Below are 23,974 nucleotides of genomic sequence, written 5' to 3' on the forward strand. Positions count from 1 at the left end.
TTCGCGGTTCCGCACTCGGCTTCCGGAACCTCACACACTACATCGCCAGATCGCTCCTCGAAGCCGGCGGATTCAGACCGCTCCTACACTCCCATCCGCGATGAGCCAGAAAACCCCGGAAACACCAAACGGGAACACCCCGCATCTTCCGATGTCGAGTGTTCCCGTAAGGAACTTCTGGTGGGACTGTCTTCCTCGCATGCAAACGAACTGCGGAAGGCGCATCGCTTGCTCCGACGCGTCGTGCGTCATGATCAAGACGCCCCAACTGGCAATGCCAGGCGCAAGGCTCAGCCCCGAATCTCGGATGAGCAGGCCCACCGAATCGCGGAAGGCTACCTGGCGGGGAAGACGGTCTACGAGCTGGCGGCAGAGTTCGGCTGCCACCGTGTCACGATCAGCGCCATCCTGAAGCGCCAAGGAATTGCACTACGCCTGCAACCCGCAGCCGAAGAGGAAGTCGAGCGGATGATCACGCTCTACCAATCGGGCCTCTCGCTTGCCGCCGTAGGCGAGCACGATCCTCCGCCACCTTCGAGACAATGGGGTACCGACTCGGACCGCTCAGGGGCGGGCGCGGCGGTGAAGCCCGACCCCGAGTTGGAGAAGCGCGGACTCATCCGCTGACCACGCCGAGCAACCGACCAAGTACTGTCATCAGCCGGTGCGCACTCTCTAGCGAGATCTCAATCCGCTGCTGCTGAAATTCGGCCTCAACGACAGCGATCCAGGTCTCGTGATCATCAAGGTACTGGAACGCCGCCACGTCAAGCGTGACTGCATTGCTCGTTCTCACCAGCGATTCGTCGCGATCGAACGATCGCTCCAAGGTAGTCACAGGCACCGAACCGAGCGGTGACTCGTGGACGGGGTCTACTGAAGAGTCGCGCAGGTGCTCGCCGCCACCAGGCAGGGCAGCGTGATTGGTTCTCCATCAGGATGATCTCCGTTCTGCACGCCAGGACGACGCGCAGACACCAGAGCTACTAACCACTAGAGCGATGAAGCGAGTCGTACGCGAAACGCACGGCACATTCAGCAAGAAGCCGAAGTCGCCCCCGTTAGACAGAGCACTGCATGCTCAGGCGCGCTTACGACGCCAGAGGATAAGGACTGCGCCGAGTACGAGTGCTCCTAGTCCACCTACGACCCACCACGGAGAGAATGTGCCACCGGTAGCGCCGAGCGCAGCAGCTGAAGCTGTGCGAACCTCCAGGTTCACCGTTACGTCGCCATTCGAGGTAGACACGACAACCTCGTGCATACCGGGAGTGGTGGTCGAAGGAATGGTCACCTGCTTTGCGAAACTGCCGGAGGCGCTCACATTTGTCTGGCCCAGCAGCACGGGCGTTGAGTGAAGCCAGATGTCGACCGGCACACTCGCCACAAAGCCTTTTCCGCTCACAGTGAGCGTGCCGCCCGGTTCAACAGTTGCCGCCGACAGGCTGAGCGATGCCGTACTAGCGGAGGGAGTCGGCGTGACCGATGGTGTCGGTGTCGGAGTGCTCGTCGCGGTTGGCGTTGGTGTCGGGGTGGGAGTCGGCTCAACGACCGGAGGATCAAGGTAGGCGACGCGTGACGTGCCGACTTCATCCTCGGCCGAGATCGGAGCCACACCGAACTCGACGGTTTCGGTCCGATTGAGATCTCCAACTGTCACTTTTCGCGCTTCCGCATCAACCGTGCCAACCGGCACGCCGTTCACCGTGATTCCCCACGCCTTGCTCGGCGTCACACTGGCCTCCCAGACCAGTGTCGCTTCAGACCCAGAGCCGGATACGGTGAGCGAATCGGCCGGGATCGTCGTCGGCTCGGGTGCCGCACCAATCGTCACCGGGACGGAGTAGTTGGCGATGAGCCCGTCTTTGTCCGTGACTCGCAGTTGGACGAGACCATCGAACTCAGAGTCGTACACGTGCTCCTCGACAGAAGTGCCCCCCTCAAGGTCGTATACGCCGTCACCGTTCCAGTCCCAATCCCACTTCACGATCTCCGAAGACACCGAGTAGGAGCCAGTTGCGTCATATCGGATCGTTGATCCGACCGGGCCGTAATAATGGTTGAACTCCAGCGTTGGCACCGGCCGCTCTTCGATGACGGTCAATGCATCTTCCAGTGCAGCAGTTGTGTCGCCGCTGTCTGTAATGACCTTGCCACTCGTTGCTTCAGCAAGCGGCGCGTAGTAGTCGGCCATCCACTCGGATACGACAGGATAGACATTTACTGGATCGATCTCGAGGCTACGCTGCGCAACGCTCGCGAGAGTGGATCCGTCAACGACGTCAGGGTCATGGTAGTCGGCATCAGTGAGCACGATCGCTGCTTTTGTCGCACCGGCGCGCCAGCCGAGACCGTTGAATGTCGTCGTGAGAGCGTGCAAGAGCGCTTCTGGAGTATCTCCGCCACCGTCTGCGACAACGGTAGAGAGTTGTGCCGAGAAGTCGTCCGTTGTGTCGCTCAGCGGGCTGAGGATACGAGCCGTGAACTCGTCACCTGCATCGCGATACTCAATGAGCGCGACACGTCCACGGTTTGCTTGAACGAACGTGGCCAAGGTGGAGGCGATTCCCTTTGCAGCCTCGATCTGTCCGCTCATGGACCCCGTGGAGTCGATCAGGAACGCAACGTCGAGACCTGTAGTGCCGGATTTGACAGGATAGAACTTGATGTCGAGGTCATCTTGAGATTCTGCCGGTAGCGCGGAACGGAGCCGCTCGACCGCCTCTCGAACCCCCTTATCAATCCCAGCGCCTTCATTCTTGTACGTGCCGTGGCCGTCGTTGTCCCAGAACACCTTTCGCGAACCACACACAAAGTCCGCATCAGCGCACCACAGTCCCGTCGACGACGTGAAGGATGCGGGCAAGTAGGGCTTACGAGCGCCGAGCGATCCGCCATCCGTCTCGCACACAGGGACGTCGCGTCGCCACTCAGACTTCGTGTACTTTCCAGTGCACGCCGGAGCAGTACCGAGGAACGGTCGCTCTCCCTCGGGCAAGTAGAGTTTCGGATCCCCGAGCAGCACGTTGAAGACAACCTTGTCCCGCTCACTGTTGGTCAACTTCTCAACGTACGTTTCCCCGATGACCTGAGCACCTTGCGAATAGCCGCCGAGGATGAACTTGGTATCCGCTCCGCACTTCGCGATCCGCTTCTCGATGTAGCGGTCCAGTTCATCAACACCTTGATTGACGCTGTCGCCATAGCGCCAAGCTCCACCGCTGGTGATTTTCGCGCCGACGCCGGTCCCGGACTCCCAGCCGTCCACCTTCACGGCGGGGTACTGGAACCCATCGATCTTCTGGGAGCCGAGTTCGTAGTAGTTGTAGCTCAGGGGTGCTTTGACTCGCGAATCAATTTGCGCCCGGAATCGCTCTGCCTCTCCATCACCTGTCCCTTGCCCTGATCCACGCGCAAAAACGACCTCGACTGTTGCGCATTCTCCGTCAAGACCTGTTGTGGCAGCGGTCGCAGGCATCGACGGCACGAGAACCGCTCCTACCACCAATGCCCCCACGCCAAACCCAACGAGGCGCCTCACACGCGCGTATCGACCTGTCATCGGCTCGTAGAGCGGCGCATCGTCACCGATCGATCGAGAGCCGCCCCTCGGGGTCGGCAACTACCCCAGTCGAGTCGACGGTGCCGATGACTTGCATCTTGATAGTGTGCCCGTCGCGTTGGCCAGCCACGCTGCAGACGGTGAAAGTACCTCGGCCGTTGCCTGTCTGCTCTTCGCAGTCCGTCATTGTGATCGTCACTCCGGACGATTCGAGAGCATCGGTCAGCTTCCCCTCAGAGTAGCCCGACGTAACTGCGTAACTGTCGAACGCTGACGGGCAAGCACGAACATCAAGTACTGACGTGAAGCAGGTTCCAAACAAACCTGTTAACCGCGTGTTCTCACTCGCAAGCACCCAGCCATCGGGCGGAGCGATACTCGCACGCAGGCGTTGAAACTCGCTGTTCGCGGCGTTCATCTTCACCACGCCGATCGCGAGAACGGCCCCGAGGCCGACCAGCAAGACAGCGCCGATAGGAATCATCCACCGTCGCCTACTCATGGCGCTCTCCCCGCAAGGTTCGATCGCTCTGATTCGCTGTTGTCATACGCACTGTTCTCCTGCGCTCCAGGCGCGCTATTGATGCTGTAGGTGACTGCGATCTCACGCTAGCGGCAGACTCATCGCGACAGGTGGTCGTGAGATTGCCGTAAGGACTCAACGTAGATCGCTACCTGGTGCAATTATCTCATGATCAGGTATTTTCGTGAAGCGTTGAGCTGCGATGCCATGCATGGCAGCTGGTTCGCTCGGTTGTCACCGGGGGAAGCTGCGGAAGGGATCATCTCTCGGCATCTCGCCGCCGGGCCAGGCTCCCCAGGAGATGGTGGCTTCGGTCATGTAGTTGCGTTGGGTCTGGATCTTGGCCGCGAGGCGGACGTCGGCGAGCTGGCTGGCGAGGACCCATTGGGTTCAACCAGCTCCTCTTCGAGAAACTCCTCATCACCACCGACGACGACGGCAAACACCAAGTCCAAGCGGCCTACCAAGCGCCGTTCGACATCATCTATGGCTCAGACAGCCGCGCGCTCGTCGAGGGGGCACGACGCACACAGAGCCCCACACCCAGCAGCCCGGAGCAAACAAAAGAGCCCGCCGAAACCGACGGGCTCTCCCTAGACGCACTGTCCGATAATCTCATTGCTCTTGTCGAGGGTTCGAGCAAGAACTTCGTGGTGGACCTGACGGGACTCGAACCCGTGACCCCCTGCATGCCATGCAGGTGCGCTACCAGCTGCGCCACAGGCCCCTGGCGGGGCGGTCTCACGCCTGAAGCGCTCCGACCAACTCGTTCATCCTAGGACATCTCACTCGGCTCACGCAAATCCACCGCCTCGGGCGTGTCGTCCAGGCCGAGATCGACCGTCGGGCAGTCGTCCCAGAGCCGCTCCAGCGCGTAGAAGTCGCGCGCCTCGGCCTGAAAGGTGTGGACGACCACGTCACCGAAGCCCTGCAGCACCCAGTGCGCGAGCTCGCGCCCCTCACGGTTGCGCATGTGCACGCCCGCCTCGACGAGCGCGTCCTGCACCGCGTCGGCGATCGCCTTGACGTTGCGGTCGCTGCTGCCGGTGACGATGAGGAACACGTCGGCGTACGGGTCGCGTCCGGAGACGTCGATGCCGACGATGTCCGATCCGCCCCGGTCCTGCGCCGCACGCGCGGCGACCCGTGCGACATGCAGCGCCGCCTCACTCGCCGCCATCAGCCGAAGATCCGGAGCAGCACGAACACGGTGGCCGCGATGAGCAGCACCCCGGCGCCGACGAGCAGGCCAACGGAGACCTTGTTCATCCGGTCGTGGTGGGCGCTCTGCGGCAGGATCCGCTCGCTCTCGTAGCGGCGGACGGTCTCGACCGCGGAGACGGGACGCGTCTCGTCGGTGACCGGCACGGAGTCGCTGGTGTCAGCCAGCGGGTCGCCCTGGTCACGCTCGTACACCGCCGGGATCACCCCCGTGTCCGTGGTCACCTGGGGCAGCGTGATCGATCCGGTCGTGACGACCACCTCGCCGGTGGAGTCGAGCGGCACGCCGAGCGTGCGCTGCTCGGGCGTGCTCGGCAGCACGAGGACGCTGGCGGTGGCGGGGCCGGTCGCCAGCGGTCGGTTCGGCGCCACCTGGACATCATCACCGAGCAGAGGACGCCGGCGCCCGCCGCGGGACTCCCCCCTCGGCTGCGACGGCGTGACAGCGCTCGCATCATGCTGCGCTGCCGCCGACGGGAGCGTGGCGCCACCGGGTCTGGCGGTGTTTCCGGCCTTCCTGCCGCCGGTCGACGGGGCCATTCCCGCGGTCGGCGCTGGCTGTGGTGCCGCACCGGACGCCGGACGAGACTGAGCCGGACTCGAGGACCGACCGCCACGGTCGGTCGCGTCGACCGCCGCACCGGAGGACGGTCGGGATCCACGAGATGTCACGGCCGACCCTGCGGGCCGCTGCCGCTGCGCCGTCTCGGACGCCGGACGCACGAATGCAGACCCGCCACCCTGACGCGGCAGCACCGACTGCGTCGGAGCCGGACGCGAGGGCACGGGCTGTGGGGTCGCGCGCGGTGTCCGCACAGAGGGACCCCCCTGTGCGGGATCACTCGCGGCGGGCGCGGCAAACCGACCGTGACGATGGTGCCGGTGCTCCGCCGAGGATACAGAGGGAGACGATGCCGAGGCGGTCGCCGGAGCGCTCGTCGCAGCCGCGGGCGACGGCTGCGGCGCGGCCGGCTTCGACGAGGGCGCGGACGCCTGGGAGGCGGCACCGGCCTGTCGTCGCTCCTGCGCAGCGGCCTCCGCGGCGGCCTGCTCCCGGGCGCGCTCGCGCGCGCGCATCTCGCGACGCGTCAGCTGATGTGTCTCGGCCACTTAGTCCTCATCCCGATACAGTCCATATTTGTTGATGTACTGGACCACCCCGTCCGGCACCAGGTACCAGACCGGCTGGCCCCGGCTCGCGCGGCGACGGCAGTCCGTCGACGAGATCGCCAGCGCGGGTATCTCCAGCAAGTTTACGTCCTCATGAGGCAGCCCGGAAAGGGACAGCGGATGCCCGGGCCGACTCACGGCCACGAAGTGGGCGAGCTCCCAGAGTTCCTCGCTGTCCTTCCAGGTGAGGATCTGCGCGATCGCGTCAGCGCCCGAGATGAAGAAGAGCTCGGCGTCCGGGCGCTGTCGGTGCAGGTCGCGCAGCGTGTCGATCGTGTACGTGGGCCCGGGACGGTCGATGTCGACCCGGCTGACGGTGAACCGCGGATTGGACGCGGTCGCGATCACCGTCATCAGATACCGCTGGTCGGCGTCGGTGACCCGGCGATCCGCCTTCATCCACGGCTGGCCGGTGGGCACGAACACGACCTCGTCGAGATCGAAGGCACTCGCCGCCTCGGACGCGGCGACCAGGTGCCCGTTGTGGATCGGGTCGAACGTGCCGCCCATCACGCCGAGACGCCGACGGCGTCCGGACGGCGCGGGCGTCCCCAAGAGTCCCTCTGCCCTCAGTGGTGCTGCCCGGACGCATGCCCGTCAAGCTCGGGGATCGGCGGGATCACCTCGTCCGTGTGACGGTTCTGCACGTCTCGGTAGCTGAACGTGATCAGCCCCAGCAGGATGAATGCCAGCACGGCGACCACGGCGAAGCCCCATGGGGCCATCGGCATGGTGTGCTCCGGCAGTTCGCTGGCGAGCAGGTTCACGGTCTCGATCATGGCTTCCTCACTGTCTCGTGTGCCTCCATGATACGCGATCCCCGCGACCTCACTCGCGCACCTGCCCCTCGCCGCGCACGAGCCACTTCGCGCTGGTCAGCTCCGGCAGCCCCATCGGCCCGCGGGCGTGCAGCTTCTGCGTGGAGATGCCCACCTCCGCACCGAAACCGAACTGGCCGCCGTCGGTGAAGCGCGTGGAGGCGTTGACCATCACCACCGCCGAGTCCACCTCGGCGAGGAACCGCTCGGCGTTCGCGTAGTCCTCGGTGACGATCGATTCGGTGTGATGCGTCGACCACCGGTTGATGTGCGCGATCGCCTCGTCGAGCGAGTCGACGACGTGCACCGCCATCTCGAGGGCCAGGTACTCCGTGCCCCAGTCGGCCTCGGTGGCGGCGACGGCGTCGGGGTCGATCCCCTGCACCGTGTCGTCACCGTGGATGACGACGTCACGATCGTGGAGCGCGGCGAGCACCGCGGGCAGCACCCGGTCGACCGCGTCACGGTGCACGAGCAGCGTCTCGGCAGCATTGCACACGCTCACCCGCTGCGTCTTCGAGTTGACCACGATGTCGCAGGCCCGCCGCACATCTGCCGACGCGTCCAGGTACACGTGGACGTTGCCGTCGCCGGTCTCGATGACCGGCACGGCCGCCGTGCGCACCACGTGCTGGATGAGCGAGCGGCCCCCGCGGGGGATCAGCACGTCGACCAGGCCGCGCGCCTGCATCAGCACGTCGGCGCCAGCACGACCCCAGTCGTCCACGCTCGCGATCGCGTCGGCGGGCAGGCCGACCGAGGCGACCGCCTCGCGCAGCACCTCGACGAGCACCCGGTTCGTCTCACGGGCGGCGCTGCCGCCCCGCAGCACGACCGCGTTGCCGCTCTTGAGCGCGAGGGCCGCGATGTCGACGGTCACGTTCGGCCGGGCCTCGTAGATCACACCGAGCACACCGAAGGGCACGCGCACCTGCTCGATGCGCACGCCGTTGGGCAGCCGGCGGCCACGGACCACCGTGCCGACCGGGTCCTCCAGCGCGGCGACGTCACGCACCGCCGCAGCCAGCGCGGCGACCCGGTCGTGGTCGAGACGGAGTCGATCGTGCAGTGGCGTCGGCAGCCCCTCGACGCGGGCGCGCTCGAGATCCGCGGCGTTCGCCTCGAGCACGGACTCCTCACGGGCGACGAGGGCGTCGGCGATGGCAGTCAGCGCCGCGTCCTTCGCCGCCGAGGTCTGCGTGGCGAGCACGCGCCCCGCCGCCCGGGCGGCCTGCAGCCGCGGGGTGAGCGCCGCGGTGGCCTGATCGAGTCGATCCTGCACGTCATCCTGAGCCGTCATGCCCCCAGTCTACCGGCCTGCGCGTCGGGTTCCTCGGGCACGTCCGGCTCGTCGGGCTCGGCCGGCAGCATCGGCAGCAGCACGGTGAAGACCGTGCCGTGCGATGGGTCCTCCGGGGTCGCCTGGTGCGAGGTGACGGAGACCGACCCACCGTGCGCGTGCACGAGCGCGAGCACGATCGACAGGCCGAGCCCCGTCGACCCGCCGTTGAGCCGGGCGCGGGAATCGTCCGCCTTGACGAACCGGTCGAAGACGCTGTCCAGCTTGTCCGGCGGGATGCCCTGCCCGTCGTCGCGCACCTCGATGCGCACCCGCCCTGCGTCGGGACGCGCCTCGGGGACAGTCGGCGCCGCGTTCCTGGCCTGGGCGCGGGCCTGGCGCCGCCGCTCCCGGGCGGCCCGGATGCCGCCGAGCCGTCCGCCGGCGCCCTCGTCAGCGTCCCCGCCCCGGGTGGACGAGCCGGTGGACGCCCCGGGCTGACTCGGATCGGCGCTGTCCGCGCCCGTCACCCTTCCGGCCGTGACCGGCACGGGCTCGGCATGCGCGGCGAGCACCACGTTCGTGCCCTCCGGCGTGTGCACCCTGGCGTTGGCCAGCAGGTTGACGAGCACCTGGCGCAGGCTGTTCTCGTCGCCGAGCACCTCCAGCGGCCGGCTCGCGTCGAGATCGAGCTGCCAGTGATGGCCGGGGCCGGCCGCATGCGCATCGGCCACCGCGTCGATGAGCAGGCCGCGCAGGTCGACGGGCTCGCGGCGGATGACCGGTTCGTTGTCGAGGCGGGCGAGCAGCAGCAGGTCCTCGACCAGATCCGACATCCGCTCCGACTCCGCCCGCACCCGGCCGAGCTGCTCGACCGCCTCGGGCGGCAGGTCGCCGCTCTCCCGCAGCACGAGCTGCGTGTAGCCACGGATCGAGGCGAGCGGCGTGCGCAGCTCGTGGCTCGCGTCGGCGACGAACCGGCGCAGCTTCCGCTCGCTGCGCCGACGCACGGCGAAGGCCTCGTCGATGTGGGTGAGCATGCGGTTGAAGCTGCCGGCCACCCGGCCGACCTCGGTGACGTCGTCGACGAAGGCGTCCGGGATGCGCTCGGTGATCGTCTCGTCGCCGGTGGCCAGCTCCCGGGAGGCGACCCGCTGGGCGGTGCCCGCCACGATCTCGAGCGGGTGCAGCGCCCGACGGATGAGCAGCCAGCCGAGCAGCACGGCGCCGATGCCGGCCACCGCGATGACGAGCAGCTGCACGAGCGTGTACTGGGCGATCGTCTCGGAGACCTCCGCGGTCGGCACCGCCGTCACCTGTCTGGCCCCGCTGGTGTCCTTGAACGCCACGGCGCGGTAGGCGCCGAGATCCGGCAGCTGCACCGTGTACAGCTGCCCGTTGACGGGCAGACGCATGAGCGCCGCGATCTGGTCGGCGTCAAGCTGGTGATAGGCGGGGTGGTCGCTGTCGTCGATGTACCCGGCGCGCACGCGGCCGTCGCGCAGGTCGACGCTGACCATGCGCGCCTGCGGCCAGCGGGTCAGCCCCGGCGGCACCGGGTCGTCCGGGCTGACCGTGGCCTGGCCCGTGGCGACCGCCGTGCCCGCGGAGCGCTCGGCGAGCAGAGTGAGCTCGGCGTCCAGTTGCCCGGACAGCGAGCGATCGAGCGCCGAGGTCGTCACCGTGGCGATCACCGCGACGCTGCTGAACAGCAGCGCGGCCAGCAGCAGGGGCAGCGCGCGGCTGAGCGGCAGTCTGTGCCGGAAAAACGGCACCGTGTACGGACGCGTCGGCGTCCGGGTGCCGGCCGGGGATCGTGCCGTCACGCCGCCGGCTTCAGCACGTAGCCCACGCCGCGGACCGTGTGGATCATCGGCTCGCGACCGCGGTCGATCTTCTTGCGCAGGTACGAGATGTACAGCTCGACGACGTTGACCTCGCCGCCGAAGTCGTAGTGCCACACGTGGTCGAGGATCTGTGCCTTCGACATCACCTTCTTCGCGTTGCGCATGAGGAAGCGCAGCAGCTCGAACTCGGTGGCGGTCAAGTGGATGTCGTCGCCGCCGCGGGTGACCTCGTAGGAGTCCTCGTTGAGGGCGAGGTCGCCGACGACGATCGTGGGGTCGTGCTCCTCCTCGACCCAGCGGCGCGACCGGCGCAGCAGGCCGCGCACCCGGGCCATGAGCTCCTCGATGTTGAACGGCTTGGTGAGGTAGTCGTCAGCGCCCACCGTGATGCCCGCGATGCGGTCCTCGACGGCGTCCCGCGCGGTGAGGAAGATCACCGGGATGCTCTCGTCGATCTCGTGCAGCTTGCGCAGCACCTCGAAGCCGCTGAGATCCGGCAGCATGACGTCGAGGATGACGACATCGGGGCGATGCTGCCGGGCCGCCTCCACAGCACCGCGACCGTTGAGCGAGGTGATCACGTCGAAGCCCTCGTACCGGACTGCGGAGGCCACCAGCTCGAGCAGGTTCGGCTCGTCATCCACCACGAGCACCGTGACGTCGGGCTTCTTCCCCTCCGCCTTCGTCTGCGTCTGCATCCGTCCGCGCGCCGTCGTCATCGTGACCTCCATCCGCCGGCTCCGGTCGCCGGTCACTCCGAGACTACTGAGGGCTCCCTGTGCCGAGGCTGTGACCGGCCTGTTCGCAAACTCTGTGATCGGACCTCAGCGCTCGACCGTGTCCGCTTGCTGCGACCGTCCCTCGGGACGAGCGCGGAGCACCTGCTCGTCGATCGTCTGCAGCGCTCCGGTGTCGGTCAGCTCGTGACCGGGCTGCAGGCGCGCCTCGAACCAGGTGCCGATCGGCGCCCCGCCGAGCGCCTCGGCGACGTGATCGGTCGATGTGAGCAGCACCGGCACCCCCGCATCGGTGGCCAGCCGGGCCGCGGCGATCTTCGTCACCGCTCCCCCCGTGCCCACACCGTTGACGGACACCGGGGCCACCTCGACAGCCGAGAGATCGTCATCATGGGCGACCCGGCCGATCCGGGTCGCGCCGGGGCGCTGGGGCGGGCGGTCGTAGAGCGCGTCGACATCGGAGAGCAGCACCAGCACGTCGGCCCGCACGAGCACGGCGACGAGCGCGGCGAGCCGGTCGTTGTCACCGAACCGGATCTCATGGGTGGCGACGGTGTCGTTCTCGTTGACGATCGGCACGGCCCGCAGCTCGAGCAGCCGGTCGACAGCCTGCTGCGCATGGCGGCGATGAGCCCGATCGCGGATGTCACTGGCGGTCAGCAGCACCTGTGCGGTCGTCACCCGGAAGGCGTCGAACGCGGACTCGTAGCGGTACATGAGCCGCCCCTGCCCCACCGCCGCCGCGGCCTGGGAGGTGGCGAGATCCGCGGGGCGCCCGTCGAGCCGCAGCAGCGGGCGTCCGGTCGCGATCGCCCCGGAGGAGACGAGCACGACGTCGGCGCCACGCTCATGCAGCTCGGCGAGCGTGGCGACCAGACGACCGAGCTGGTGCTCGTTCTCGCCGGTGATCGACGAGGAGCCGACCTTGACCACGACCCGTCGGGCGTCGGGGATGTCGGCGCGGGATCGCACCGTCGTCATCGTCATTCCTCCTCGCTCCCGGCCGCGGCGTCCGCCTCGCCGGGGACGCCGGAGGCTCCCATGCCGGCCGCATCCACCCCGTCCGTCCCCCGGCCGGGCGTGTCGGGCTCGGTCTCCGGCGCGACGAAGTCCTCGGGACTGGACCACAGCCCCGCCTCGCGCTCGGTGGCGAGCTGCTCGCGGGCGGCGGCCTTCGCGTCCATCCGCTCGTGGTACTCGACCCTCTTCTCGGCCCGGGTCGGCCGCGCGTGGTCCTTGAGCCGCAGGTCCTCGCCGCGCGGGGCGGCGATCTCGGCACCCGAGGTGATCGACGGCTCCCAGTCGAAGATCCGCTCGTGCGCGCCGGGGCCGATCACGACGGCGTCGCCGGCGCGCGCCCCCGCCCGCAGCAGCTCGTCCTCCACGCCCAGGCGGGCGAGCCGATCGGCCAGGTAGCCGACCGCCTCGTCGTTGTCGAACATGGTCTGGGCGACCCAGCGCTCCGGCTTCTCGCCGAGCACCCGGAAGAACGCGCCCTCCGGCCCGGTCTCACGGCGCACCTCGAACTGCGGCCGGTCGCGGCGCGCCCGGGGTCGCAGCACGATCCGCTCGGCATGCTCCGTCGCGGCGGCCCCCTCTGCCTCGGCGGCCTGACGGCGCGCCCGGTCGACGAGCTCGCCCATCGCGAACACCAGCTCGCGCAGCCCGGTGTGGGCGACCGCGGAGACCTTGAACGTCCGCAGCCCGCGCGCCTCCAGCTCCGGACGGACAAGATCGGCGAGCTCCCGGGCGTCGGGCACGTCGACCTTGTTCAGCACGACGAGCTGCGGACGCTCCAGCAGCGGGGTGCGCCCCTCGCCGACCGGATACCGGGCCAGCTCCCCGAGGATCACGTCCAGATCGCTGATCGGGTCGCGATCGGGCTCGAGCGTCGCGCAGTCGAGCACGTGCACGAGCACGGAGCACCGCTCCACATGACGCAGGAAGTCGAGGCCCAGGCCGCGTCCCTCGCTGGCGCCCTCGATGAGCCCCGGCACGTCGGCGACAGTGAACCGCACGTCGCCGGCCTCGACGACCCCGAGATTCGGGGCGAGCGTGGTGAACGGATAGTCGGCGATGCGGGGCCGGGCCGCGCTTATCGCGGCGATGAGACTCGACTTGCCCGCGGACGGATAGCCGACGAGCGCGACATCGGCCATCGTCTTCAGCTCGAGGCGCACGTCGCCGGCCCAGCCCGGGGTGCCGAGCAGCGCGAACCCCGGGGCGCGCCGGCGGCGCGAGGCCAGGCTGTTGTTACCCAGCCCGCCGACTCCCCCACGGGCGATGACGACCCGCATGCCGGGGCGGTCCATGTCGGCGATGAGCTCGCCATCCGCCGCGCGGACAACGGTGCCGACCGGTACGGGCAGCTCGAGGTCGACGCCGGTGGTGCCGTCGCGATAGTCGCCCATGCCCATGCCGCCGCTCTCGGCGCGCTGGTGCGGGCGACGATGATAGGCGAGCAGCGTCGTCGTCTGCGGGTCGGAGACCAGGATCACGTCACCGCCGTCGCCGCCGTCACCGCCGTCGGGGCCGGCGAGCGGCTTGAACTTCTCGCGCCGGATGGACACGCAGCCGTCACCGCCGTCACCGGCCGCGACGTGCAGGGTCACGTCGTCGACGAAACTGAGGGCCATCGTTCACTCCTTCGGTCGCCGCGGCCGGAGGCGCCCGACCGTGATCTCCGACGACTCGAGGGCCGCCGGAGTGAGAAAGAGGCGAGCCCGCTGTGTGCGAGCTCGCCTCATCACGAATCCGTCGCGGGGATCACTCCGCGGGGGTCAGGACGTTCACCACGCGGCGACATCCCTTGCTGCTGAACTCCACCGAGCCGGCGGCCAGCGCGAACAGGGTGTCGTCCTTGCCGCGCCCGACGTTCTGGCCGGGGTGGAAGCGCGAGCCGCGCTGGCGGACGATGATCTCGCCGGCGTTCACCTCCTGACCGCCGAAGCGCTTCACGCCGAGGTGCTGCGCGTTGGAGTCACGACCGTTGCGAGTCGAGCTCGCACCCTTCTTGTGTGCCATGTCTGCACGCCTTTCGCTGTTACTTGATGCCGGTGATCTTGACGCGCGTCAGCTCGGAGCGGTGCCCCAGACGCCGGCGGTACCCGGTCTTGTTCTTGAAGTGCTGGATGTTGATCTTCGGACCGCGCAGATCCTCGACCACCTCGGCGGTCACCGTGACCTTCGCCAGGTCCTCCGCCTTCGAGGTGACCTTGTCGCCGTCGACGAGCAGCAGCGCGGGCAGCTCAACGGCGCCCTTGTCATCCGCCTGCACCCGGTCGATCGTCAGAACGGTGCCGACCTCGACCTTCTCCTGACGCCCGCCGGCGCGCACGATTGCATAAACCACGTGTCATCCTTTGTCTCTAGAAAAAGTCTGTGCTCACTCGACGGCAGAACCAGCGCGAGCCAACACATCACTGTACTCGGTCATCCGCATCCGGGCAAACACCCGATGCGGGGCGTGTCACTCCCGACGATCACCCGCCTCGCCCGGTCCGCGGTCGCCCTCCGGCAGGCGGGCGAGCACATCCGCCAGCAGCGCGTCCCGGTCCGGGATGCTCTGCGCCGACTGCGACCGATGCCGTGGCACGGGCAGCTCCAGGTCGAGTCCCCCGTCCGCCGGGATCGGGGCCGGGGCACCCGCCGGCGCCGAGGCCCGACGCGAGCCGCTCCGCCGCGGGCGCGTCGCCCGCCCGGTCACGCCACGCGGCGGCTCCGGCCGGGAGGACGCCGCCGTGGACACAGCCCGGGACGCGGGCGCGGCGGCCGACGCGACGGCCGCGCTCCCCGCCGCGGCGTCAGGACGCGGCGGTCGCGGCTCGGGAGCGGCCGGCTCGGTGAGTGCCTCGGCCGTCTCCCGTGGCGCGGCGTCCGCCCGCTCCGCACCGGCCGCCGACGTGCTCTCCGCGCCGTGAGCGATCGTGCTCGCGGCCACCTGGGCGACCGCGTTCTTCACCTCGGCGTTGAGCGTGTTCTTGACCGGCTTCTGCTGCGTCCGGCGCCCGCGCGACCGACGCGACTGGCCACGTCCCCGCCCGGAGTCGGGACTGGTGCCCTCGGCCAGCTGGGTGAACGTCTCGGCCAGGCCGATGCCGATCTTCTTGCGGGTCATCTGGATCAGGCCGAGCGAGGTGACCTCGGCGACCTGGTGCTTCGTGCGGTCGCGCCCCAGACACTCGATGAGCCGCTGCAGCACGAGGTCGCGGTTCGACTCCAGCACCATGTCGATGAAGTCGACGACCACGATGCCGCCCAGGTCGCGCAGCCGCAGCTGCCGGACGATCTCCTCGGCCGCCTCGAGGTTGTTCTTGGTGACCGTCTCCTCGAGGTTGCCGCCCGAGCCGACGAACTTGCCGGTGTTGACGTCGATGACGGTCATCGCCTCGGTGCGGTCGATGACGAGCGAGCCGCCGCTCGGCAGGTACACCTTGCGCTCGCTGGCCTTGGCGAGCTGCTCGTTGACGCGATACGCGTCGAAGATGTCCTTCTCGCCGTCGTAGTGCTCGACCCGGTCGACGAGGTCGGGGGCGATCGTGTGCAGGTACTTGTCGATCGTCTCCTCGGCGTCCTCGCCGCTGACGACGAGCTTCGTGATGTCCTCGTTGAACACGTCGCGAATGACCTTGATGAGCAGGTTCGGCTCGGTGTGCAGCAGCGCCGGCGCCTTCTGCGTCTCCTTGAGCCGCTGGATCTCCTCCCACTGCCGCTGCAGCCGGGTGACGTCCTGCTCGAGCTGCTCCTTGGTCGCACCCTCGGCGGCCGTGCGCACGATCACGCCGACGCCCTCGGGCAGGATCTCCTTCAGCGTCCGCTTGAGCCTGGCCCGCTCGCTGTCGGGCAGCTTCCGGCTGATGCCGTTCATCGACCCGCCCGGCACGTAGACCAGGTAGCGGCCGGGCAGCGAGATCTGGCTGGTGAGCCGGGCGCCCTTGTGGCCGACGGGGTCCTTCGTGACCTGCACGAGCACGGTGTCGCCGGCCTTGAGGGCCATCTCGATGCGCCGCTGCTTGTCTTTGACCTCGACGGCGTCCCAGTCGACCTCGCCGGAGTACAGCACGGCGTTGCGACCGCGCCCGATGTCCACGAACGCCGCCTCCATGCTGGGCAGCACGTTCTGCACCCGGCCCAGATAGACGTTGCCGATGAGGGAGAGATCCTTCGAATGCGCCGCGTAGTGCTCGACGAGGATGCCGTCCTCGAGCACGCCGATCTGGATGCGGTCGGGGGTGGAGCGCACGATCATCTGTCGGTCGACCGCCTCGCGGCGGGCCTGGAACTCGACCTCGGTGACGCTCTGCCGACGCCGGCCGGCGTCGCGGCTCGCGTTGCGCCGCTGCTTCTTCGCCTCGAGCCGGGTGGAGCCCTTGACCTTGACCGGATGGTCCGGATGTCGACGCGGCTCCTCGGCCGACCGCTCCTCCTCCGGGCGGGGATGCCGCGCGGCACGATGCCGGGTGCGCCGACGCACCGGCTCCTCCGCGGCGGGCGCTGGCGGCTCGGCCCCGGCGTCCTCGACGGGCTCCGGCAGCTCAGGCTCGCGGAAGGTCAGGGACACGTCCGCCACCGGGGCCGGGGCCGCCGGCTCGGTGACCGGCCGCTCCGGGGCGCTGAACGGGCTGAATGGGGAGATGTCGGCGAGCGCGGCGGGCGCCTCCGGCTCGGCGGGCGCCGCGGGCTCGGACTCGGCGTCGTGCGATGTCGTCTCCGCCGGGGACGACGGGGATGCGGCGGCCGTGTCCTCAGCCCGCGGCTGCTGTGCCGCCGCGGGCGCCGACGCGTCCGAACGCCCGTCATCCGCCGGGTCAGGCGCGGCCACAGCGGACGCGGCGGGCACCTCCGCCGGTTCGGCCGCCGCGGGCATCACCACCGCGGCCGACAGCTCCACGGCATCCGGGTGAACGGGCATCGCCCGCCCCTCCGGGCGGTCCGCGTCATCGAGGGTGTGCTGGTCCGCCGCGGCCGGGGCCGCCTCTCGGGCTGATCCGGGCACGGTCGAGCCGGCCGCCCCGCCGGACGTCTCGCTCGCCGAGGCGTCCTCCGGGGTCGACGCACCGGCCACCGCGCGGCCCGGGCCGTCCTCCGGCTCACGCCGGGCACGCATCCCGCCGAACAGCGATCCGAACAGACCGCTCCTGCTGTGTTCATCATGTCCCACCATCGCTGGTGCACTCCTGTATCCGGCCGCACCCCCGGTCGCCCCGGGGCGGCGCTCTCCGTGCGCTCGGCGTTGCGTCGACGCGCTGGAAACCCTTCGTTCACGGGGTCAACAGCCCCGATCGCACCGGCATCGCTCTGCGATGGGTGCATCCACGCGTGAGGGCGACTCACGCGACCCGGGTCATTATCTCATGGATCCGCGACCCGCGACCCCCGACCGGGGCCGGCCCGACCACGTGCCATAATGAGCGGCATGTCATCCCCCGACCGCGCCCCGGTGATGTCCCGCCCGCTGGCCCTCCTGCTCGTCCTCGTCGGCCTCGGCGGTCTGCTCGGCTCGTTCGAGCTGGCGGTCGAGTACATCAGGACGCTGAAGGACCCGGCCTACACACCGAGCTGCTCGGTGAACCTGGTGGTCACCTGCACGCCGAACATGCAGTCGTGGCAGGGCAGCATGCTCGGCTTCCCCAACGCCCTGCTGGGGCTCATCGCCTTCGCCGTGCCAGTGGTGGTCGGCATGAGCGTGCTCGCCGGCGCCCGGCTGGCCCGCTGGTACTGGGCGCTGTTCGATCTGGGGCTGCTCGGCGGCTACGTGTTCATCACCTGGCTGTATTCCCAGAGCATCTTCTCGCTCGGCACCCTGTGCCCCTGGTGCATGGAGGTCTGGTTCTTCACCATCATCGGGTTCTGGTACACGACCGCCTGGCTGCTGCGCGCCGGCGTCCTCGGCCGCCTGCTGGAGCCGGTCGGCCGCTGGCTGATGCAGTGGGCTTGGGTCGTCATCGTGCTGAACCTGCTGCTCATCGCCGTGCTGGCGCAGATCCGCCTCGACTGGCTGTCGCTGCTCTGATCCGGCCGCCCGGCCCGGCCGCGTGCACCGGACGGCACCGGCTCCCGAGGATGTCGGAATGCGACTCGACCACGTCGGGACCCGTGCGAGCCGGCCGGTCGCGCTCCCGAGACTGCTGCGACCGGATGGCCCCGGACCGGTCGCGCCCGGGGCAGGGCCGCTCGGGGGATCAGGCGAACCAGATGCCGATCTCGCGGGCGGCGGACTCGGGCGAGTCGGAGGCGTGCACGAGATTGCGTTGCACGGCAACCCCCCAGTCACGGCCGAGATCACCGCGGATGGTGCCCGGGGCGGCGACCGTGGGATCGCTGGCGCCCAGCAGCGAGCGCACCCCGGCGATGACCTCGTGCCCCTCGAACACCGCGGCCACGATCGGCCCGGTCAGCATGAACTCCACGAGCGGCTCGAAGAAGGGCTTGCCGGCGTGCTCGGCATAGTGGCGCTCGAGAAGCTCGCGCGAGGGCCGCACCCAGCGCAGGTCGACGAGGCGGTAGCCCTTGCGCTCGATCCGGCCGAGGATCTCCCCGGTGAGTCCGCGCTCGACGCCGTCGGGCTTCACGAGCACGAGGGTGCGCTGCAATGTGGTGGTCATCTTTCGATCTTTCCTCTCGAACGGTCTGAATCGGCCTGCCCGGCCAGGGCGTCCGCCTCGCGCTGGGCCCGGGCTCCGGCGATGAACACGAACACCCACATGGCGATGAACAGCAGGGAGACGAACATGATGTAGCCGCTGAAGAACCCGGCGGCGAGCAGGGCGACCTGCACGGCCCAGCCGAGCCAGTAGCCGATCGCCCCGCGCCGCACGAGCGCCGCGGCGAGCAGGTCCACGACGAGCACGACGCAGCCGATGACCCACACCTGCGGGGACGGGATGAACCGCATCCCGTAGAGGACGAGGGTCACGAACAGCAGCACGAAGGCGTCGAAGACGAGCACGACCCCCGCGAGCCGGGCGCGCAGCCGGACGCCGCTAGTGCGGACGGCCTCGTCCGGGGAGCGTGGTGTGGAGTTCATCGTCCCCATTGTAGGGGTCGGGCCGCGCCGGGCGCCGGAAACGGCGTGGCGCGACGCCCACCCCGCCCGGGCCGCCTCGGCATGAGAACGGCCCGGGGACGTCCGGCCGGCACCGGCCCGTCCGTCCCCGGCCGCCCCGGAGCGGAGCCGCTCACGCGGTGCGGGCCGCGACCTCGCCGATGAGCGTGATCGACCCGGTGACGAGGATCCCGGCCCCGTCGACGTCCCGGGTCAGGTAGCGGGCCTCGTCGAGCGCCTCCTGCACGTCGTCGCCGGCGCGCACGTGCTCGGCGCCGAACTCGGCGACCGCGAGCGCGGCCAGGTCGTCGACGGGGATCGCCCGCGGGGAGGCGGAGGCGGTGACGACGATCTCGTCGAGCACGTCGTGCAGCTCGTGCAGCACGCCGGCGGCGTCCTTGTCCGAGAGCACCCCGACCACGCCGACGAGCAGCGGGAAGTCGAAGTTCTCGGTGATCGCCCGGGCCAGCGAGCGGGCGCCGTGCGGGTTGTGTGCCGCGTCGATGATGACCGTGGGATCGTGGGCGACCACCTGGAGCCGCCCCGGCGAGCTCGCATGTCCGATCCCCTCGGCGAGCACGTCGGCCGCGATCGACTGGCGGCCGCCGCCGAGGAAGGCCTCCACCGCGGCGATCGCGAGGGCGGCGTTGTGCGCCTGGTGCTCGCCGTACAGCGGCAGCGCGAGGTCGTGGTACTCTCCCGCGAGCCCCCGCACGTCGATGACCTGGCCGCCGACGGCGGGCCGGGCGTCGAGCACGGCGAAGTCCTCGTCCTCCCGGCGCAGCGGCACGTCGCGCTCCGCCGCGCGCCGGGCGAGCTCGGCCATCGCCTCCGGGGCCTGCGCGCTCGTCACCGCGATCGCCCCGGGCTTGATGATGCCAGACTTCGTGCGGGCGATCTCGGCGATCGTGTCGCCGAGTACCCGGGTGTGGTCAAGGGCGATCGGGGCGAACGCGGCGACGTCGCCGTCGGCGACGTTCGTGGAGTCCCACTCGCCGCCGACGCCCACCTCGAGGCAGACGACGTCGACGGGGGCGTCCGCGAACGCCGCGAAGGCGAGCACGGTCAGGGCCTCGAAGAACGTCAGCCCCGCACGGCCTTCCTCGTGCAACCGCACGTCGACCATGTCGATGTACGGGCGCACGTCGGCCCAGACCTCCAGCAGCCGCTCGTCGGCGATGGGCTCGCCGTCGATGACGATGCGCTCCGCGAAGCGCACGAGGTGCGGGCTGGTGAACACGCCGACCCGCAGCCCGTGCGCGCCGAGGATCGACGCGGCGATCCTCGCCGTCGACGACTTCCCGTTCGTGCCGGTGATGTGGATGATGCGGTAGAGCCGCTGCGGGTCGCCCAGGAGATCGAGCACGCGGGCGACCGCGTCGAGCCGGGGCTCGATGCGGTTCTCCGGAGCGCGGGCGTACAGCTCGCGCTCCAGTTCGGCCACCGACTCCGGCTGTCCGGAGGTCTGCGTCATGCTCACGCCCTCTCGAGGGCGATGGCGATGCGGTCGTCACCGTCGCCGACTGGCTGGTCGGCCTCGGTCGCGCACGTCTCGACGGGCACGAGGTCGAGCGTCGTCGCGAGTGTCTCGCCCGCGACGAGGTCGCGGTTGGCCTCGAGCGCCGCGCGCACGGCCTCGTCCGCCCCGATCGTCAGGTGGATGCGGTCGCTGATCTCCAGCCCCGCCTCGCGACGGGCCTGCTGCACCTGGCGGACGGTGTCGCGGGCGACGCCCTCGGCGGCGAGCTCCGGGGTCACGCGGGTGTCGAGCAGCACGAAGCCGCCGGTGTCGAGCATCCCCGCGGCGTGGTCCGGGTCGGCGGCGACCCCGTCGGCGACGAGGTCGATCGTGTACTCTCCCTCCAGCAGCTCGACGCCGCCGGAGACCACGTGCCCGTCGACGAGCGACCAGTCGCCGCTCTTCGACCCCCGGATGGCGGTCTGCACGGCGCGGCCGAGCCGGGGCCCGCAGACCCTGGCGTGCACGGTGAGCCGCCGACTCACGCCGTAGCGGTCGGCGACGTCCTCGGCCATCTCGACCAGGTCGACGGCCTTGACGTCGAGCTCGTCGCGCAGGATCGCCGCGAACGGCCGCAGCCGCTCCGCGTCGTGCTCCACGACGGTCAGCCGGGCCAGCGGCAGCCGGACGCGCAGGTGCTCCGCCTTGCGCAGGCCAAGCGCGGTGCTCGACACGGCGCGCACCCGGTCCATCGCGGCAACGAGGGCGTCATCACGCGGGAACGCGTCGGCGTCGGGCCAGTCGGTCAGGTGCACGCTCTCCCCGCCGGTGAGGTCCTTCCAGATGCGGTCGGTGATCAGCGGCAGCAGCGGCGCGGCGACCCGGGTGACGGTCTCAAGCACCGTGTAGAGGGTGTCGAACGCGTCGACGTCCTCGCCCTGCCAGAAGCGGTCGCGGCTGCGGCGCACGTACCAGTTGGTCAGCACGTCGGCGAACCGGCGCAGCGCGTCCGTCGCGTCCACCGCGTTGAGGTCGTCGAGCGCGGCGGTGACCTCGCAGATCAGGTCGCCCGTGCGGGCCAGCAGATAGCGGTCGAGGACGTCGGTCGAGTCCGTCCGCCACCGCGCCTGGTACCCGATCGCCTCGGCCCCCGCCGGACGTGCGGTGTTCGCGTACATCTGGAAGAAGTACCAGGTGCTCCACAGCGGCAGGATCACCTGGCGGATGCCCTCGCGGATGCCCGCCTCGGTGACGATCAGGTTGCCGCCGCGCAGCACGGGGCTCGACAGCAGGAACCAGCGCATCGCGTCGGAGCCGTACCGGTCGAACACCTCGTTGACGTCCGGGTAGTTGCGCCGCGACTTCGACATCTTCTGCCCGTCGTCACCGAGCACGATGCCGTGGCAGATGACGTTGCGGAACGCGGGCCGGTCGAACAGCGCGGTGGCGAGCACGTGCAGCGAGTTGAACCAGCCGCGGGTCTGGCCGATGTACTCGACGATGAAGTCTGCCGGGTTGTGGGTGTCGAACCACTCCTTGTTCTCGAACGGGTAGTGCACCTGCGCGAACGGCATCGACCCCGACTCGAACCAGCAGTCGAGCACCTCGGGAACGCGCCGCATCATCGAGCGGCCGGTCGGGTCGTCAGGGTTCGGGCGCACGAGCGAGTCGATGAACGGCCGGTGCAGGTCCTTCACCTCGACGCCGAAGTCGCGCTCGAGGTCGGCGATCGACCCGTACACGTCGACGCGCGGATGCTCCGGGTCGTCGCTCTTCCACACGGGGATGGGCGCGCCCCAGTACCGGTTGCGCGAGATGTTCCAGTCCCGCTCGTTCTCCAGCCACTTGCCGAACTGGCCGTCCTTGACGTTCTCGGGCACCCAGGTGATCTCCTGGTTGAGCTCGACCATGCGGTCCTTGAACTCGGTGACCTTCACCCACCAGGCGGGCAGCGCCATGTAGATCAGCGGCTTGCCGCTGCGCCAGGAGTGCGGGTAGGAGTGCTCGATCGTGGCGCGGTCGAGCAGCCGGCCACGCTCCCTGAGCAGCCCGATGATCGGCTTGTTCGCCTCGAAGACGTTCACCCCGGCGACCTCGGGCACGACGGGCAGGAACTCGCCGGCGAGGTTCAACGACAGGATGACCGGGATGCCGTACCGCGCACAGGTCGCCTGGTCGTCCTCGCCGTAGGCGGGCGCCTGGTGCACGATGCCGGTGCCCTCGTCGGTCGCCACGTAGTCGGCGACCAGGATCTGCCAGGCGTGCTCGGTGTGCCACTTCGCGGTGTCGGCGAAGTAGTCGAACAGCGGCTCGTAGCGCACGTGCTCGAGGGCGGAGCCGGGCAGCGTGCGCTCGATGGCCGCCTCGGCGTCCTCGGCGCTGTCGTAGCCGAGCTGCCGGGCCCAGCGGCCCACGAGCGCCTCGGCGAGCAGGTACCGCGACAGATGCGCGGCGTGTGACTCGGCGGTCTCGTCGCCGGCGCCGTTCGGCCCGGCCGGCACCACCGCGTACGTGATCTCAGGGCCGACCGCGAGCGCGAGGTTCGTCGGGGTCGTCCACGGGGTCGTCGTCCAGACGATCGCCTTCACGCCGGCCAACCCCAGCGCCTCGGCGCGCTCGCCGACGAGCGGGAACGTCATGGTGACGGTCGGGTCCTGCCGCATCCGGTAGGCGTCGTCGAGCTTCGTCTCCTGGTTCGACAGCGGCGTCTGCTCGTACCAGCTGTATGGCAGCACGCGGAAGCCCTCGTAGATCAGGCCCTTGTCGTAGAGCTCCTTGAAGGCCCAGATGACGCTCTCTATGTAGGGCAGGTCGAGGGTCTTGTAGTCGTTGTCGAAGTCCACCCACCGCGCCGAGCGGGTGACGTAGTCGCGCCACTCGCTGGTGAAGCGCAGCACGCTCGCCTTCGTGGCGGCGTTGAACTTCGCGATGCCGAGCTCGGTCTCGATCTGCCGCTTGTCAGTGATGCCGAGCTCCTTCTCGGCCTGCAGCTCGGCCGGCAGCCCGTGGGTGTCCCAGCCGAACCGCCGCTCGACGCGCTGGCCGCGCATCGTGTGGAAGCGGGGGAAGACGTCCTTGGCGTAGCCGGTGAGCAGGTGCCCGTAGTGGGGCAGGCCGTTGGCGAAGGGCGGGCCGTCGTAGAAGACCCACTCGGGCGCGTGCTGGTCGCGCCGCTGCTGGATGGAACGCTCGAACGTGTCGTCGCGCCTCCAGAACGCGAGGATGCCTCGCTCGACCTCTGGAAGGCTCGGTGACGGCTGGACCGCCCCGGGATGCTCACTGCCCGCGCTGGGAAGCGGATAGACCATGTCTGA

The 23,974-nt window shown here is 69.4% G+C and carries 21 protein-coding genes and 1 tRNA gene; 2 read left to right on the forward strand and 20 right to left on the reverse strand.

From position 1 onward, the window contains the following. Positions 1-180 precede the first annotated feature (180 nt). Positions 181-627, forward strand: a complete 447-nt coding sequence (locus F8O02_RS04195; protein WP_158036007.1) for a helix-turn-helix domain-containing protein — start codon at positions 181-183, stop codon at positions 625-627. On the opposite strand, the gene F8O02_RS04200 is transcribed toward F8O02_RS04195, so the two are convergent. The 16 genes from F8O02_RS04200 to F8O02_RS04275 all read right to left on the reverse strand — a co-directional run bounded on the left by F8O02_RS04200 (position 617) and on the right by F8O02_RS04275 (position 17,023). Further along, positions 617-838: a hypothetical protein gene (locus tag F8O02_RS04200; protein WP_158036008.1), complete on the reverse strand. Its 222-nt coding sequence runs from the start codon at positions 836-838 to the stop codon at positions 617-619. The genes F8O02_RS04195 and F8O02_RS04200 overlap by 11 nt on opposite strands. A 243-nt stretch (positions 839-1,081) precedes the next feature. After that, positions 1,082-3,478, reverse strand: a complete 2,397-nt coding sequence (locus F8O02_RS04205; protein ID WP_225734136.1) for a cutinase family protein — start codon at positions 3,476-3,478, stop codon at positions 1,082-1,084. A 106-nt stretch (positions 3,479-3,584) separates the two neighbouring features. After that, positions 3,585-4,046 (reverse strand): hypothetical protein, encoded by a 462-nt coding sequence (locus tag F8O02_RS04210; RefSeq protein ID WP_158036010.1) that lies wholly within the window; start codon positions 4,044-4,046, stop codon positions 3,585-3,587. Between the two features lie 690 nt (positions 4,047-4,736). After that, positions 4,737-4,812: transfer RNA gene (locus F8O02_RS04215), tRNA-Ala, on the reverse strand. A 48-nt stretch (positions 4,813-4,860) separates the two neighbouring features. Then, positions 4,861-5,265 (reverse strand): ribosome silencing factor, encoded by a 405-nt coding sequence (gene rsfS, locus F8O02_RS04220; protein WP_158036011.1) that lies wholly within the window; start codon positions 5,263-5,265, stop codon positions 4,861-4,863. After that, a complete protein-coding gene (locus tag F8O02_RS04225) occupies positions 5,265-5,678 on the reverse strand; it encodes a hypothetical protein (RefSeq protein ID WP_158036012.1) in 414 nt (137 codons plus the stop codon). Before F8O02_RS04225 ends, rsfS begins: the two co-directional genes overlap by 1 nt. A gap of 738 nt (positions 5,679-6,416) precedes the next feature. Beyond that, positions 6,417-7,031: a nicotinate-nucleotide adenylyltransferase gene (nadD, locus tag F8O02_RS04230; RefSeq protein WP_225734109.1), complete on the reverse strand. Its 615-nt coding sequence runs from the start codon at positions 7,029-7,031 to the stop codon at positions 6,417-6,419. A gap of 14 nt (positions 7,032-7,045) precedes the next feature. Then, the gene (locus F8O02_RS04235) at positions 7,046-7,255 is read right to left on the reverse strand and encodes a hypothetical protein (protein WP_158036013.1); all 210 of its coding nucleotides are present in this window, start codon (positions 7,253-7,255) and stop codon (positions 7,046-7,048) included. 49 nt (positions 7,256-7,304) lie between these two features. Beyond that, complete coding sequence (locus tag F8O02_RS04240; protein WP_158036014.1) at positions 7,305-8,594, reverse strand: glutamate-5-semialdehyde dehydrogenase; 1,290 nt, start codon at positions 8,592-8,594, stop codon at positions 7,305-7,307. Continuing rightward, positions 8,591-10,399 carry a sensor histidine kinase gene (locus F8O02_RS04245; RefSeq protein ID WP_158036015.1) on the reverse strand — a complete coding sequence of 603 codons (1,809 nt, stop codon included), beginning with the start codon at positions 10,397-10,399 and terminating at the stop codon, positions 8,591-8,593. The genes F8O02_RS04240 and F8O02_RS04245 overlap by 4 nt, the downstream gene beginning before the upstream one ends. Further along, positions 10,396-11,139 carry a response regulator transcription factor gene (locus F8O02_RS04250; RefSeq protein ID WP_179416340.1) on the reverse strand — a complete coding sequence of 248 codons (744 nt, stop codon included), beginning with the start codon at positions 11,137-11,139 and terminating at the stop codon, positions 10,396-10,398. The genes F8O02_RS04245 and F8O02_RS04250 overlap by 4 nt, the downstream gene beginning before the upstream one ends. A 105-nt stretch (positions 11,140-11,244) precedes the next feature. Next, complete coding sequence (proB, locus tag F8O02_RS04255; RefSeq protein WP_158036017.1) at positions 11,245-12,138, reverse strand: glutamate 5-kinase; 894 nt, start codon at positions 12,136-12,138, stop codon at positions 11,245-11,247. Positions 12,139-12,140: 2 nt separating this feature from the next. Next, entirely contained in the window at positions 12,141-13,793 is a 1,653-nt protein-coding gene (gene obgE, locus F8O02_RS04260) for a GTPase ObgE (protein WP_158036018.1), read from the reverse strand. 130 nt (positions 13,794-13,923) lie between these two features. Next, complete coding sequence (gene rpmA, locus F8O02_RS04265) at positions 13,924-14,181, reverse strand: 50S ribosomal protein L27 (RefSeq protein WP_158036019.1); 258 nt, start codon at positions 14,179-14,181, stop codon at positions 13,924-13,926. 19 nt (positions 14,182-14,200) lie between these two features. After that, positions 14,201-14,509, reverse strand: a complete 309-nt coding sequence (rplU, locus tag F8O02_RS04270) for a 50S ribosomal protein L21 (protein WP_158036020.1) — start codon at positions 14,507-14,509, stop codon at positions 14,201-14,203. Between the two features lie 117 nt (positions 14,510-14,626). After that, the gene (locus F8O02_RS04275; protein ID WP_404821176.1) at positions 14,627-17,023 is read right to left on the reverse strand and encodes an Rne/Rng family ribonuclease; all 2,397 of its coding nucleotides are present in this window, start codon (positions 17,021-17,023) and stop codon (positions 14,627-14,629) included. 549 nt (positions 17,024-17,572) lie between these two features. Here F8O02_RS04275 and F8O02_RS04280 point away from each other — a divergent pair. After that, positions 17,573-18,169, forward strand: coding sequence for a vitamin K epoxide reductase family protein (locus tag F8O02_RS04280; RefSeq protein ID WP_158036021.1), 597 nt, complete (start codon positions 17,573-17,575; stop codon positions 18,167-18,169). Between the two features lie 169 nt (positions 18,170-18,338). On the opposite strand, the gene ndk is transcribed toward F8O02_RS04280, so the two are convergent. The 4 genes from ndk to ileS form a co-directional block, all read right to left on the reverse strand. Then, positions 18,339-18,761, reverse strand: a complete 423-nt coding sequence (gene ndk / locus F8O02_RS04285) for a nucleoside-diphosphate kinase (RefSeq protein ID WP_158036022.1) — start codon at positions 18,759-18,761, stop codon at positions 18,339-18,341. Beyond that, positions 18,758-19,183: a DUF4233 domain-containing protein gene (locus F8O02_RS04290; RefSeq protein WP_179416341.1), complete on the reverse strand. Its 426-nt coding sequence runs from the start codon at positions 19,181-19,183 to the stop codon at positions 18,758-18,760. Before F8O02_RS04290 ends, ndk begins: the two co-directional genes overlap by 4 nt. Before the next feature lie 151 nt (positions 19,184-19,334). After that, positions 19,335-20,675: a bifunctional folylpolyglutamate synthase/dihydrofolate synthase gene (locus tag F8O02_RS04295; protein ID WP_158036024.1), complete on the reverse strand. Its 1,341-nt coding sequence runs from the start codon at positions 20,673-20,675 to the stop codon at positions 19,335-19,337. Positions 20,676-20,677: 2 nt separating this feature from the next. Continuing rightward, a complete protein-coding gene (ileS, locus tag F8O02_RS04300; protein ID WP_158036025.1) occupies positions 20,678-23,968 on the reverse strand; it encodes an isoleucine--tRNA ligase in 3,291 nt (1,096 codons plus the stop codon). Positions 23,969-23,974: the final 6 nt, after the last annotated feature.

The organism is Pseudoclavibacter caeni (assembly GCF_008831125.1).
In the GTDB taxonomy this organism is placed as follows: Bacteria; Actinomycetota; Actinomycetes; order Actinomycetales; family Microbacteriaceae; genus Pseudoclavibacter_A; species Pseudoclavibacter_A caeni.